This window comes from Streptomyces sp. NPDC048734, from assembly GCF_043198675.1.
Lineage (GTDB): Bacteria > Actinomycetota > Actinomycetes > Streptomycetales > Streptomycetaceae > Streptomyces.
On sequence record NZ_JBICUZ010000005.1, the window covers coordinates 106,893 to 119,481 of the forward strand.

Annotated in this window: 11 protein-coding genes and 1 riboswitch; of the genes, 7 read left to right on the forward strand and 4 right to left on the reverse strand. The window is 71.4% G+C overall.

What is annotated here, in order from left to right; genetic code table 11:
• Positions 1 to 45: 45 nt before the first annotated feature.
• Positions 46 to 1,257, reverse strand: coding sequence for an N-acetylglucosamine-6-phosphate deacetylase (gene nagA, locus ACGFQC_RS15435; RefSeq protein WP_363086819.1), 1,212 nt, complete (start codon positions 1,255 to 1,257; stop codon positions 46 to 48).
• Positions 1,257 to 2,201 (reverse strand): ROK family protein, encoded by a 945-nt coding sequence (locus tag ACGFQC_RS15440; RefSeq protein WP_363086818.1) that lies wholly within the window; start codon positions 2,199 to 2,201, stop codon positions 1,257 to 1,259. The genes nagA and ACGFQC_RS15440 overlap by 1 nt, the downstream gene beginning before the upstream one ends.
• A gap of 205 nt (positions 2,202 to 2,406) precedes the next feature.
• On the opposite strand from ACGFQC_RS15440, the gene ACGFQC_RS15445 reads away from it, so the two are divergent.
• The 3 genes from ACGFQC_RS15445 (at position 2,407) to otsB (ending at position 5,021) form a co-directional block, all read left to right on the forward strand.
• Positions 2,407 to 3,630: an extracellular solute-binding protein gene (locus tag ACGFQC_RS15445; protein WP_363086931.1), complete on the forward strand. Its 1,224-nt coding sequence runs from the start codon at positions 2,407 to 2,409 to the stop codon at positions 3,628 to 3,630.
• A gap of 34 nt (positions 3,631 to 3,664) precedes the next feature.
• Positions 3,665 to 3,946, forward strand: coding sequence for a DUF3263 domain-containing protein (locus tag ACGFQC_RS15450; RefSeq protein ID WP_363086817.1), 282 nt, complete (start codon positions 3,665 to 3,667; stop codon positions 3,944 to 3,946).
• Between the two features lie 208 nt (positions 3,947 to 4,154).
• Complete coding sequence (gene otsB / locus ACGFQC_RS15455) at positions 4,155 to 5,021, forward strand: trehalose-phosphatase (RefSeq protein WP_363086816.1); 867 nt, start codon at positions 4,155 to 4,157, stop codon at positions 5,019 to 5,021.
• A gap of 307 nt (positions 5,022 to 5,328) precedes the next feature.
• On the opposite strand, the gene ACGFQC_RS15460 is transcribed toward otsB, so the two are convergent.
• Together ACGFQC_RS15460 and ACGFQC_RS15465 are read right to left on the reverse strand one after the other, a co-directional pair.
• Entirely contained in the window at positions 5,329 to 6,741 is a 1,413-nt protein-coding gene (locus tag ACGFQC_RS15460) for a trehalose-6-phosphate synthase (RefSeq protein WP_363086815.1), read from the reverse strand.
• Between the two features lie 132 nt (positions 6,742 to 6,873).
• Positions 6,874 to 7,818, reverse strand: a complete 945-nt coding sequence (locus ACGFQC_RS15465) for a glucosyl-3-phosphoglycerate synthase (RefSeq protein ID WP_363086814.1) — start codon at positions 7,816 to 7,818, stop codon at positions 6,874 to 6,876.
• Between the two features lie 169 nt (positions 7,819 to 7,987).
• Positions 7,988 to 8,158, forward strand: a riboswitch (SAM riboswitch).
• 18 nt (positions 8,159 to 8,176) lie between these two features.
• Here ACGFQC_RS15465 and thrC point away from each other — a divergent pair.
• From thrC to groL, 4 genes are all read left to right on the forward strand, one after another.
• On the forward strand, positions 8,177 to 9,460 hold the full coding sequence (gene thrC / locus ACGFQC_RS15470; protein WP_363086813.1) for a threonine synthase: 1,284 nt from the start codon (positions 8,177 to 8,179) through the stop codon (positions 9,458 to 9,460).
• Positions 9,457 to 9,732: a MoaD/ThiS family protein gene (locus ACGFQC_RS15475; protein ID WP_363086812.1), complete on the forward strand. Its 276-nt coding sequence runs from the start codon at positions 9,457 to 9,459 to the stop codon at positions 9,730 to 9,732. The genes thrC and ACGFQC_RS15475 overlap by 4 nt, the downstream gene beginning before the upstream one ends.
• Positions 9,733 to 10,184: 452 nt before the next feature.
• Positions 10,185 to 10,391, forward strand: a complete 207-nt coding sequence (locus ACGFQC_RS15480) for a cold-shock protein (RefSeq protein WP_007493268.1) — start codon at positions 10,185 to 10,187, stop codon at positions 10,389 to 10,391.
• A 343-nt stretch (positions 10,392 to 10,734) separates the two neighbouring features.
• Positions 10,735 to 12,357, forward strand: coding sequence for a chaperonin GroEL (gene groL / locus ACGFQC_RS15485; protein WP_363086811.1), 1,623 nt, complete (start codon positions 10,735 to 10,737; stop codon positions 12,355 to 12,357).
• Positions 12,358 to 12,589 lie beyond the last annotated feature (232 nt).

Genomic DNA, 12,589 nt, shown 5'->3' on the forward strand with positions numbered 1-12,589 from the left:
GGCCCAGTCCCCGGGGCGGCCGCCGTCCCTGTGCGGGCGGAGATTTCAGCCCAGCCCGGGATCCACCACCCAAACCCCCTGCCGCATCACGCCCTTGAGGTCGAAGTCCTCGTCCAGCAGGACCAGGTCGGCGTCCTTGCCCGGTTCCAGGGAGCCCACCCGGTCGGCCATGCCCAGCAGCCGGGCCGGGTTCGCGGACAGGGCCGCGACCACGTCCTCCACCGGCAGCCGGTCCACCGTCACCGCCCGCTTGAACGCGCGGTCCAGGGTCAGCGTGGAGCCGGCGATCGCACCGCCCTCCACCAGCCGGGCCACGCCCTCGCTGACCTCGACCTCCAACGGGCCGAGCAGGTACCGGCCGTCGCCGGTGCCGGCCGCGTCCATCGCGTCCGTGATGAACGCGACCCGCCCCGCGCCCGCCCGGTGGAACGCCAGCTCCAGTGCCGCCGGATGCAGGTGGACGCCGTCGTTGATCAGCTCGACCGTCACCCGCTCGTCCTCCAGCAGCGCGGCGATCGGGCCCGGCGCGCGGTGTCCGAGCGGGGGCATCGCGTTGAAGAGGTGGGTGGCGACCGTCGCGCCCGCCCCGATCGCCGCCACCGTCTGCTCGTACGTGGCGTCCGTGTGGCCGACGGCCGCGATCACCCCGTGCTCGGCCAGCAGCCGTACGGAGTCGATGCCGCCCGGCAGTTCGGTCGCCAGGGTGACCATCTTCGCCCTGCCGCGTGCCGCGTCGATCAGCCTGCGCACCTGGGCCGGGTCCGGGTCGCGCAGCAGGCCCTCGGAGTGGGCGCCCTTGCGGCACGGCGAGATGAACGGGCCCTCGAAGTGGATGCCGGCCAGGTCGCCCTGTTCGGCCAGTTCGCTGAGCAGGCCGGCCTGCCGGACCAGGACGTCCATGTCGTCGGTGACCGTGGACGCGACGAGCGTGGTGGTGCCGTGGCGGCGGTGGGTGCGGATCGCCCGGTGCACCTCGTCGGCGGTGCCGGAGAAGGAGGCCCCGCCGCCGCCGTGGTTGTGCAGGTCGACGAAGCCGGGGACCAGCCAGTGGCCCGTCACGTCGACGACGCGGGCGGTTCCCCGCGGCGCTTCGGGGGCGATTCTCGTGCCGTCCACGGTGACGCGGCCGTCGGGCACCGTGCCGGTGGGGAGTACGACCCTGGCGCCGGTGAGTACCTGCGGGTGCGTGGTGGCCGGTCGCGCCCACGCGGCGGAGCCGCGTGGGGTGGCGTCCCGCGCCCCTGGAGGGGTGGCCATCAGGGTGTTACCTCCGTGCCGTCGGTCGTTGTGAGGAGATCCCAGGCCAGGAGCCCCGCCCCCAGGCATCCGGCGGTGTCGCCCAGCGCCGCCGGGACGATGTCCGGGAGCTTCTGGAAGGTGACCCGCCGACGGACGGCGTTCCGCAGCGGTGTGAACAAGGTTTCCCCCGCCTCGGCGAGGCCGCCACCGATGACGAGGGCGCGCGGGTCCAGCAGGGTGAGGGCGGTGACCAGGCCGTCGGCGAGCGCGTCGACCGCCTGCTGCCAGATCCGGACGGCGTTCGGGTCGCCGGACGTGACGGCCTTCGCGCAGTCCGCGGCGTCCGCCTCCGGGTCCCCGCAGGCCGCCGCCCAGGCCTCGCCGACCGCCGCCGCCGACGCGAACCGCTCCAGGCAGCCGCGCTGTCCGCAGGGGCAGGGCGTGCCGCCGGGGCGTACGACGATGTGGCCGATCTCGCCCGCGCAGCCGTGCGCGCCCGCCTCCACCCGGCCGGCCACGCCGATGGCGCCCGCGATGCCCGTGCCGAGGGCCACGAAGAGGTAGCGGTCGGCGCCCCGGCCCGCTCCGATGCGCCCCTCCGCGAGTCCGCCGGTGCGGACGTCGTGGCCGAGGGCCACCGGGATGCCGCCGAGCCGGGCGGTGAGGAGCCGGCGCAGGTCCACGTCGCGCCAGCCGAGGTTGGCGGCGTAGACGGCGACGCCGTTCGCCTCGTCGACGATGCCGGGGACGGCGACCCCGGCCGCGGCCGCGCCCTCGCCGAGGTGTTCGGCACCGTACGCGTGCAGCTCGGCGGCGAAGTCGAGGATGCCGGCGACGACCTCGTCGGGACCGCGTTCGCGGCCCGTGGCCCGGCGGGCCCGGTGCAGCAGCGCGCCGTCCGCCCCGACGAGGGCGGCTTTCATCCCGGTGCCGCCCACATCGAGGGCGATGACATGTCTCACGGGGACAGTGTGGCCCGAGGACCCGCAAGAGGTCTAGTCCACTTGCGTGGTGTAGACCTTAATCCGCATATCGGTTTCATTGGTCGGAGCAATCATGTGTGGATTGTGTGTGCACGCGGGGCCCGGCCGTCCAGGGGAGCGGGAGAACGCAGTGCAGCGGCGGGCAGCGAAGTCGGGAACGATCGCGGTGGCAGCCGCCCTGAGCATGACGGCGGCCCTCGCCGGCTGCGGGGTGACAGGCGGCTCCGGTGACGTCACCCTGACACTCGTCGCCGCCGACTACGGCGACAGCGACGCCAACAGCTCCAGGAAGTACTGGGACGCGCTGGTCGAGGCCTACGAGAAGGACCACCCCGACGTCACCGTCGAGGTCACCGTCCACTCCTGGAACGACGTCGACCGCGAGGTCAAGGAGCTGGTCGACGCGGGCAAGGCCCCCGACATGGCGCAGATCGGCGCCTATGCCGACTACGCCGCCGAAGACCTCCTCTACCGGGCGGGCGACGTCCTCTCCATCCCCGTCCAGGCCGACTTCGTGCCCCAGCTCGCCGACGCGGGCGAGGTGCGCGGCGTGCAGTACGGCATGCCGTTCGCCTCCTCCACGCGGCTGCTGTTCTACAACAAGGCCCTCTTCGCCGAGGCCGGCATCACCGCGCCGACCACCTGGGCCGAACTGGCCGAGGACGCCGAGGCGCTGAAGGCGGACGGTGTGAAGTACCCGTACGCCCTGCCGCTGGGCCCCGAGGAGGCGCAGGCCGAGACCATGCAGTGGCTGCTCAGCGGCGGGGGCGGCTACACCGAGACCGCCACCGGCTACAGCCTCGACTCCACCGGGAACGTCCACACCTTCACCTGGCTGAAGAACGAACTGGTCGGCAAGGGCCTCACCGGACCGGTCGCGCCGGGCAAGCTCAACCGGGCCGACGCGTTCGCCGCGTTCGCCGCCGGCCAGGTCGGCATGCTCAACGGGCACCCCTCGCTGATGAAGACGGCCGCGAAGAAGGGCGTGAAGTTCGGCATGGTCCCGATGCCCGGCCTCGACGGGCCGACCAAGGTCTCCATGGGCGTCGCCGACTGGATGACCGCCTTCAAGCAGAACGGCCACGCCGAGCAGATCAAGGACTTCCTGAACTTCGTCTACAGCGAGAAGAACGTCCTCGACTTCTCCCGCGAGTACGACCTGCTGCCCGTCACCAACTCCGCCTCCCAGACCATGACGGCCGCCCCCGAGGACGCCGACCTCAAGCCCTTCCTCGACCAGCTGCCGGTGTCCGAGCTGTACCCGGTGGGGCGCACCTCCTGGGCGGCGGTCAGCGCGGACGTCAAGAAGCGGATCGGCCAGGCCGTGCAGCCCGGTGGCAGCCCGGCCGAAATCCTCGGCCGGCTCCAGATGACGGCCACCGCCGCGGAGAGCGGCACCGGCGGCTGAGCCGCCTCCGGGCGGTTGGGTTACCGTGCGGGGCATGGAGCGGGCGGCAGACGACGACGGGCACGACGGGCACGACGGGCACGGCGGGCACGGAGGGCTCGGGGCGAGGGAGCGGGGCATCCTCGCCCTGGAGCGGCGTGGGTTCCAGGGGCCCGGCGCGAAGGAACGGGCGATCCGTGAGGAGCTGGACCTGTCGCCCGTGCGGTACTACCAGCTGCTCAACGCGCTGCTGGACGACGCACGGGCGCTGGCGCACGACCCGGTGACGGTGAACCGGCTCCGCCGGGTGCGGGAGGCCCGCCGGGCGGAGCGGTGAGCCCGCCGGGACGGGGAGTCCGTACGGGTGGGCAGGGGGCGCCGTCCCCGGGGACCGCCGTTCCCGGACCCCCGCTTCGGTCCTGAAGCGGCCCCGTCCTCGAAGGCCGGACCAGCCGGGTCGCCGTGCCCGGCACCGGGAAGTGCGGGCCCGTCCGGTCGTGGACCCGTCCCCCTCGCCGCCGATCCCGTCCGGTTATCGTCACCGTATGGGCACCCACGAGACGCACTCCACGGACTCCCGCTCCTCTCTCCCCACCCCCACCACCCCCCACGGCCGCGAGGCGCTCGCCGCGATCCTGGCCGCGCCGCGCACCGCGCTCGTCGCGCTCGACTTCGACGGCACGCTCGCGCCGATCGTCGAGAACCCGGAGGACGCGCGGCCGCATCCGGACGCGCTCCCCGCGCTCGCGGAGCTGGCGCCGAAGGTGGCCTCGGTCGCCGTGGTGACCGGACGGCCCGCCGCCGTGGCGGTGGGCAACGGCGGGTTCGCCGGGGTGCCGGGGCTGGAGCGGCTGGCCGTGCTCGGGCACTACGGGGCCGAGCGGTGGGACGCCCGCACCGGGACCGTCACCGCGCTCGCGCCGCATCCCGGTGTCGCGGCCGTGCGGGCCGAGCTGCCCGCCGTGCTGGAGGCGGCCGGGGCGTGGCGGGGGACCTGGGTCGAGGAGAAGGGGCGGGCCGTCGCCGTGCACACGCGGCGGGCGGAGGATCCGCAGGCCGCGTTCGAGGCGCTGCGCCGCCCGCTCGCCGACCTCGCGGCCCGGCACGGACTCATCGTCGAGCCGGGCCGGATGGTGCTGGAGCTGCGGCCGCCGGGCGTGGACAAGGGCGTGGCGCTGACGGAGTACGTCCGCGAGACCGGCGCCGGGACGGTTCTCTACGCCGGCGACGACCTCGGGGACCTGCCCGCCTTCGCCGCCGTCGAGAAGCTCCGCTCCGACGGCGTCCCCGGTCTGCTCGTGGCCAGCGGCAGCTCCGAGGTGACCGAACTGTCGGAGCGGGCGGACCTGGTCGTCGAGGGCCCCGCCGGGGTGGTGGGACTGCTGCGTGCCCTCTCGGACGAGCTGCGGTGAGAGACCGGGCACGGGTGCGCGTGTGCGGGTCCGCCGGTGGACGGGCCGGGGGAGTGGGGCCGCTGCGGGTGTCCTTCGTGGAGCTGTGGGGACGGGCGTGGGAGTGACGGTGAGGACCGTCGGGTCCTGCCGGGTCCACAGGGTGTGTGAGGGTGACGGGCGTGGGGTGACGGTGAGGTGCCGTCGGGTCCTGCCGCGTGTGTGGGGCTGGTGAGGGTGCCGGTGGGGCGGCTGCGGTGACGGACCCGGTGTGCGCGGACCCCCGGCGGGTCGGCCGGGGGCGCGGGGTGCCGCGGGTTTTCTCCGGTCAGCCGCGGCGGAGGGCCTGGAGGGCTTGGAGCTGCTCCAGGAACCACTGGGCCGGAGGGAGCGCGGTCGCGGCCGCCGTCAGCCTCTTGCTGCGCTCCGCCCGTTCCTCCGGCGCCATGGTCAGCGCCTCGTGCAGGGCATCGGCGGTCTCCAGGACGTCGTAGGGGTTCACCACGATCGCGTCCTCGCCCAGCTCCCAGTACGCCCCCGCCTCACGGGACAGCACCAGGGCGCAGCCCTCGTCGGAGACGATCGGGACCTCCTTGGCGACCAGGTTCATGCCGTCGCGGATGGGGTTGACCAGGGCCACGTCGGCGAGGCGGTACGCCGCCAGGGAGCGGGCGAAGTCGTCCTTCACGTGCAGGACGACCGGGGTCCAGCCGGGTGTGCCGTACCGCTCGTTGATCTCCCGCGCCACCCGCTGCACCTCGGCCGTGTAGTCGCGGTAGACGGCGAGGTCCTGGCGGGAGGGGTAGGCGAACGCCACGTGGACGACGCGCTCGCGCCACTCGGGGCGGTCGTCGAGGAGCTGCCGGTAGGCCAGCAGACCGCGCACGATGTTCTTCGACAGCTCGGTGCGGTCGACGCGCACGATGGCCTTGCGGCCCTCGCCGATCTCCTCGCGCAGGGCGGCGATGCGCTCCTCGACGTCGCTCTCGTGGGAGCGGGCGCGCAGGAAGTCGGCGTCGGCGCCCAGGCCGTGCACCCCGATCCCGGTGCCGCCGGTACCGCCCGCGAACTCCGCGCAGCACGCGGTGAAGGCGTCCGCCCAGCGCCTGGTCAAAAAGCCCAGGCGGTCCGCGCCGAGCATGCCGCGCAGCAGCTGCGCGCGGATGTCGGAGGGGAGCAGCGCGAAGTAGTCCACCGGCGCCCACGGCGTGTGCGAGAAGTGGCCGATGCGCAGGTCGGGCCGCAGCTCGCGGAGCATGCCCGGGACCAGGCAGAGGTGGTAGTCCTGCACCAGGACCGCCGCGCCCTGGCCGGCCTCCTCGGCGAGCGCCTCCGCGAACGCGCGGTTGTACGCCTCGTACGACGCCCACTGGCGCCGGAACTCCGCGTCGAAGACGGGCTCCAGCGGGGTCTGGTACAGCAGGTGGTGGATGAACCAGAGCACGGAGTTGGCGATGCCGTTGTACGCGTCGGCGTGCACGTCGGCCGGGATGTCGAGCATCCGGACGCCGTCCTCGCCGACCCCGCGCCGTACCGCTTCGCGGTCGTCGTCGGAGAGCGCCGAGCACACCCACAGGGCGCCCGCGTCCGGCCCGATCGCCGACAGGCCCGAGACCAGTCCGCCGCCGCCCCTTCTGGCGTGCAGCGAACCGTCCTCGCGCACCTGGTAGGAGACCGGGCCGCGGTTGGACGCGACCAGCACCTGAGCACCCTCAGCAACAGCAGCACGCGTGGAAGCCATACGCCACAACCTAGCCCGGTCCGTAAACGCTCAAACGTACGGATGCGGTCCGTGGACGGGTCGTGTCCGGCCGTACACGACCGCCGGACCGGGTGGTGCGGCGCGCGTCCGGCCGGTTGAGCGCACGGCCCGTCAGGCGACCTTGCGTTCCGCGTACTCGGCGATCTCCGCCATCGGCGGCCGTTCCTCGGTGTCCACGGAGTAGGTGCGCGGCTCGAAGCCGTCCGCGCTCCGCTCGAACTGGGTGAGGGCGGGGCGGATCAGGTGCCCGCGGGCCAGCCGGAGCTGCGCGGTGCGGTAGATCGCCGCCGCCATCCTGCCGAGCGCCTGCCCGTCCTGGTGGCGGTGCTTGCGAACGCCGACGTCGACCTGGGCGAGGGCGTCCAGGCCGACCAGGTGCAGGGCGTCGACGAGCATGCCGAGCTCCACGCCGTAGCCGACGGGGAACGGGAGCTGTTCCAGCAGGCTGCGCCGTGCCGCGTACTCGCCGCCGAGCGGCTGCACGAAGCCGGCCAGCTGCGGCCAGTGCATGTTGAGCAGGGGGCGGGCCATGAGTTCGGTGACCCGGCCGCCCTGGCCCGCAGCGCCGCCCAGCGGGCGGTCGTACATCGCCTTGACCAGGTCCACGCCGGGGTCGGTGAGCAGCGGGCCCACGATCCCCGAGACGAAGTCGGAGGAGAACTCCCTGAGGTCGGCGTCGATGAAGCAGACGATGTCCCCGGTCGTCACGAGCAGTGACCGCCACAGCACCTCGCCCTTGCCGGGCACGGCCGGTATCCGGGGCAGGATCTCGTCCCGGTGGACGACGCGCGCCCCGGCCGCCGCGGCGACCTGCGACGTACGGTCGGTGGAGCCCGAGTCGACGACGACGATCTCGTCGACGAGGGGGACCTGCCGCATCAGGTCGTGGCGGACGACCGCGACGATGTCACCGACCGTCTCCTCCTCGTTCAGGGCGGGCAGCACCACGGACACCGACTGGCCCGAGGCGCGCTTCGCGGCCAGGACGCGGTGCAGCGGTCGGTCGGTCACGGACCAGGAGCGGGTGGCCAGCCAGGCTTCAGCTTCTTTCAGCACGGTCTGCGGCTCCTCACTGTCGTGATCACACGCGGTGCACGGCGGGTGACCGTGTGATCCATCTCGCGGTTCGGACGTCTGTCTCAACTGTCCTGGCCTTCGGTTACAGTCTTGAACAACGCGGATGACCATCGCATGTCCGAGGTGGCCGCTGTTCACAACTTCATACCGCTCATCCAGAGGGGCAGAGGGATACGGCCCGATGAAGCCCCGGCAACCCTCCAGCCGCGCGCGCCGCCAGGCGTGACCGCCCACGCGTCACGTCGATGTGGCGAGGCTCCCGGCTAGGGAAGGTGCCAAATCCGTCTCACGGCGAGATGCGTCGTGAGGAAGATGAGGAGAAAGGGCCTCGCCTCACATGGCTGCGCAGACAGTTGCAAGCACCACGAACTCCGTCGACCTCGGTCCCGCCGCGGCGCTCTCCTGCCGCGAGTGCGGACACCGCGTGCCCCTCGGCCCGGTCTTCGCCTGCGAGGAGTGTTTCGGCCCGCTCGAGATCGCCTACGACTTCTCGTCCCACGAGACCGAGGAGCTCCGCAAGCGCATCGAGGCGGGCCCCGCGAACATCTGGCGCTACGCGCCGCTGCTGCCCGTCCCGGCCGACGTGGCGGACAAGCCCAACATCAATCCCGGCTGGACCAAGCTCGTCCAGGCCGACAACCTGGCCCGCGAGCTGGGCGTCGACGCCGGCAAGCTGTTCGTCAAGGACGACTCCGGCAACCCGACGCACTCCTTCAAGGACCGCGTCGTCGCCCAGGCCATCGAGGCCGCCCGCGCCTTCGGCTTCACCACCCTGTCCTGCTCCTCCACGGGTAACCTGGCCGGTGCCGTCGGCGCCGCCGCCGCCCGTGCCGGTTTCCGCTCCTGCGTGTTCATCCCGCACGACCTGGAGCAGGGCAAGGTCGTCATGGCCGCGATCTACGGCGGCGAACTCGTCGGCATCGAGGGCAACTACGACGACGTGAACCGCTTCTGCTCCGAGCTGATCGGCGACCCGGCCGGCGAGGGCTGGGGCTTCGTCAACGTCAACCTGCGGCCCTACTACGCCGAGGGCTCCAAGACACTGGCGTACGAGATCTGCGAGCAGCTCGGCTGGCGGCTCCCCGACCAGCTCGTCGTGCCGATCGCCTCCGGCTCGCAGCTCACGAAGATCGACAAGGGGCTGCAGGAGCTGATCAAGCTCGGTCTCGTCGAGGACCGGCCGTACAAGATCTTCGGTGCGCAGGCCGAGGGCTGCTCGCCGGTGTCCGTCGCCTACAAGGCGGGTCATGACGTGGTCCGGCCGCAGAAGCCGAACACCATCGCCAAGTCCCTCGCCATCGGCAACCCGGCGGACGGGCCCTACGTCCTGGACATCGCGCGCCGCACCGGCGGCGCGGTGGAGGACGTGAACGACGAGCAGGTGGTCGACGCGATCAAGCTGCTGGCGCGGACCGAGGGCATCTTCGCGGAGACCGCCGGCGGGGTGACGGTCGGTGTGACGAGGAAGCTGATCGAGAACGGTCTCCTGGACCCGACGAAGACCACCGTCGTCCTCAACACGGGGGACGGCCTCAAGACCCTCGACGCGGTGGCCGGCACCGGCCTGACCGCCACCATCCGCCCCAACCTGGACTCCTTCCGAGAGGCTGGCCTCGCATGAGCGTGACCGTCCGCATCCCGACCATCCTGCGCACCTACACCGGTGGCAAGGCCGAGGTCCCGGCCGAGGGCGCGACCCTCGGCGAGGTCATCACCGACCTGGAGAAGAACCACACCGGCATCGCCGCCCGCGTCCTGGACGACCAGGGCAAGCTGCGCCGGTTCGTCAACGTGTACGTCAACGACGACGACGTGCGCTTCGAGCAGGGGCTGGACACGGCGACCCCGGACGGCGCCGGCGTCTCCATCATCCCGGCCGTGGCCGGCGGCTGAACGGTGTTCCGTACCCGCCGGTAGTAACCGTCGGTAATGTCAATTACCGAGAGTTCATCGAATTGCCCCCTCCGCGAGAGAAGCGGAGGGGGCAATTCAGTGTGGTTGAGCGCGATAGGATTGGGGAACACGTCGCCTCTCGCATGCCGGCCGCATATGGGTTCCGCCGGGGCGGGCGATAAGAAACAGCCAAAGTGTGCATGTGTTTTGCGCCTTTCATTCCCTTTGCGGGGTCCGACTTGCCCTGAATTCGGGCGAACTCTCACTCTTCTCCGGAGCCTTCGCGTCCAGATTTCTCGTCCGATTGACCTGTTGCAGACGGCAGTCGGACAGATACATTCGGCCGCGGTCGACGCGTTCCGGCGCACGCCCCCAACCAACTGGGGGGTGAGGTCTGACCCGGATCCGCGAAGCGCGGATCTGTGCAAGGGCCAGTAATAGGGGAGTTAGGCATGGCTCAGGGCACCGTCAAGTGGTTCAACGCGGAGAAGGGGTACGGCTTCATCGCGGTCGACGGTGGTGCGGATGTTTTCGTCCACTACAGCGCGATCCAGATGGACGGATACCGCACCCTGGAAGAGGGCCAGCGGGTCGATTTCGAGATCTCGCAGGGTCAGAAGGGGCCGCAGGCGGACATGGTCCGGCTCGCGACCGGCTGAAGCACGCGCCGACTTGCAGCGACGTTCTTCTGTTCCGTCAGCGAAGGGCTCGCACCTCCCGGGGTGCGAGCCCTTCGGTGTGTCCGGAGCCGTGCCCGATCAACCGTCGGTGCCCGCCGCCACCCCCCGTTCACCTGCGGATCTCAGGGAGGCGCTTGCACTCGGCACAGGCGAGTGCTAATCATTGCGTTAGCACTCTGAAGGTGAGAGTGACAACGAAGGACCGGGTCGGTGAGGCCCGCAGGCCAGGTGGGGCAAGGAACCACGGGGCCGGCGAGCCGTCCGTCGCGGGCGCGGGCGCGGTCCGAAGGAATCACCCCCAGTCCTGGAGGGACCACTTCACATGGCCAAGATCATCGCGTTCGACGAGGAGGCGCGGCGCGGCCTCGAGCGCGGCATGAACCAGCTCGCGGACGCCGTCAAGGTGACGCTCGGCCCCAAGGGCCGCAACGTCGTCCTCGAGAAGAAGTGGGGCGCCCCCACGATCACCAACGATGGTGTCTCCATCGCCAAGGAGATCGAGCTCGAGGACCCGTACGAGAAGATCGGCGCCGAGCTGGTCAAGGAAGTCGCCAAGAAGACGGACGACGTCGCCGGTGACGGTACGACCACCGCGACCGTCCTCGCCCAGGCGCTGGTCCGCGAGGGCCTGCGCAACGTGGCGGCCGGCGCCAACCCGATGGCTCTCAAGCGCGGTATCGAGAAGGCCGTCGAGGCCGTCTCCGGTGCCCTGCTCGAGCAGGCGAAGGATGTCGAGACCAAGGAGCAGATCGCTTCGACGGCCTCCATCTCCGCCGCCGACACCCAGATCGGCGAGCTGATCGCCGAGGCCATGGACAAGGTCGGCAAGGAAGGCGTCATCACCGTCGAGGAGTCGCAGACCTTCGGTCTCGAGCTCGAGCTCACCGAGGGCATGCGCTTCGACAAGGGCTACATCTCGGCGTACTTCGCGACCGACATGGAGCGTATGGAGGCCGTCCTCGACGACCCGTACATCCTGATCGCGAACTCCAAGATCTCCAACGTCAAGGACCTGCTCCCGCTCCTGGAGAAGGTCATGCAGTCGGGCAAGCCGCTGCTGATCATCGCCGAGGACGTCGAGGGCGAGGCCCTGTCGACCCTGGTCGTCAACAAGATCCGCGGCACCTTCAAGTCCGTCGCGGTCAAGGCCCCGGGCTTCGGCGACCGCCGCAAGGCGATGCTGAACGACATCGCCATCCTCACCGGTGGCGAGGTCATCTCCGAGGAGGTCGGTCTCAAGCTCGAGAACACCTCCCTGGACCTCCTGGGCAAGGCCCGCAAGGTCGTCATCACCAAGGACGAGACCACCATCGTCGACGGGTCCGGCTCCTCGGAGCAGGTCGCGGGCCGGGTCAACCAGATCCGTGCCGAGATCGAGAACAGCGACTCGGACTACGACCGCGAGAAGCTCCAGGAGCGTCTGGCGAAGCTGGCCGGCGGCGTGGCCGTCATCAAGGCCGGCGCCGCCACCGAGGTGGAGCTCAAGGAGCGCAAGCACCGCATCGAGGACGCCGTCCGCAACGCGAAGGCGGCCGTCGAGGAGGGCATCGTCGCCGGTGGTGGCGTGGCCCTGCTGCAGGCCACCTCGGTCTTCGAGAAGCTCGACCTCGAGGGTGACGAGGCGACCGGCGCCAACGCCGTGAAGCTCGCCCTGGAGGCCCCGCTCAAGCAGATCGCCGTCAACGGTGGTCTCGAGGGTGGCGTCATCGTCGAGAAGGTGCGCAACCTGCCCGTCGGCCACGGCCTGAACGCCGCGACCGGTGAGTACGTCGACATGATCGCCGAGGGCATCATCGACCCGGCGAAGGTGACGCGCTCCGCGCTGCAGAACGCCGCGTCGATCGCCGCGCTGTTCCTCACCACCGAGGCCGTCATCGCCGACAAGCCGGAGAAGGCCGCGGCCCCGGCCGGCGGCGGCATGCCGGGCGGTGACATGGACTTCTGAGCCTGATCGAGGCTCGGGTTTCCCACCGAGGGCGGTACCCCCCGCATCAGCGGGGGGTACCGCCCTCGGGCGTTTCCGCACGCCGACGCCGACACCGTAATAGGGGGTGCGGGGTGACCGTGGGCCGCTCCGTGCGGCCGTGGGTCCGCCCCGACGGGCCCGGTCGGCGTGGTTCGGATCACAGGGGCGGTGGGGGAGCGGGCGGAATGGCGGGGGCGGGGCCGCCGTTGAG

Bases quoted from the DNA above. Each gene is read 5' to 3' on its own strand.
- groL (WP_363086811.1), top strand. From the start codon at position 10,735: ATGGCCAAGATCATCGCGTTCGACGAGGAGGCGCGGCGCGGCCTCGAG.
- ACGFQC_RS15480 (WP_007493268.1), top strand. From the start codon at position 10,185: ATGGCTCAGGGCACCGTCAAGTGGTTCAACGCGGAGAAGGGGTACGGC.
- ACGFQC_RS15450 (WP_363086817.1), top strand. From the start codon at position 3,665: ATGGAGCGGGCGGCAGACGACGACGGGCACGACGGGCACGACGGGCAC.
- otsB (WP_363086816.1), top strand. From the start codon at position 4,155: ATGGGCACCCACGAGACGCACTCCACGGACTCCCGCTCCTCTCTCCCC.
- ACGFQC_RS15475 (WP_363086812.1), top strand. From the start codon at position 9,457: ATGAGCGTGACCGTCCGCATCCCGACCATCCTGCGCACCTACACCGGT.
- thrC (WP_363086813.1), top strand. From the start codon at position 8,177: ATGGCTGCGCAGACAGTTGCAAGCACCACGAACTCCGTCGACCTCGGT.
- ACGFQC_RS15460 (WP_363086815.1), bottom strand. From the start codon at position 6,741: ATGGCTTCCACGCGTGCTGCTGTTGCTGAGGGTGCTCAGGTGCTGGTC.
- ACGFQC_RS15445 (WP_363086931.1), top strand. From the start codon at position 2,407: ATGACGGCGGCCCTCGCCGGCTGCGGGGTGACAGGCGGCTCCGGTGAC.
- nagA (WP_363086819.1), bottom strand. From the start codon at position 1,257: ATGGCCACCCCTCCAGGGGCGCGGGACGCCACCCCACGCGGCTCCGCC.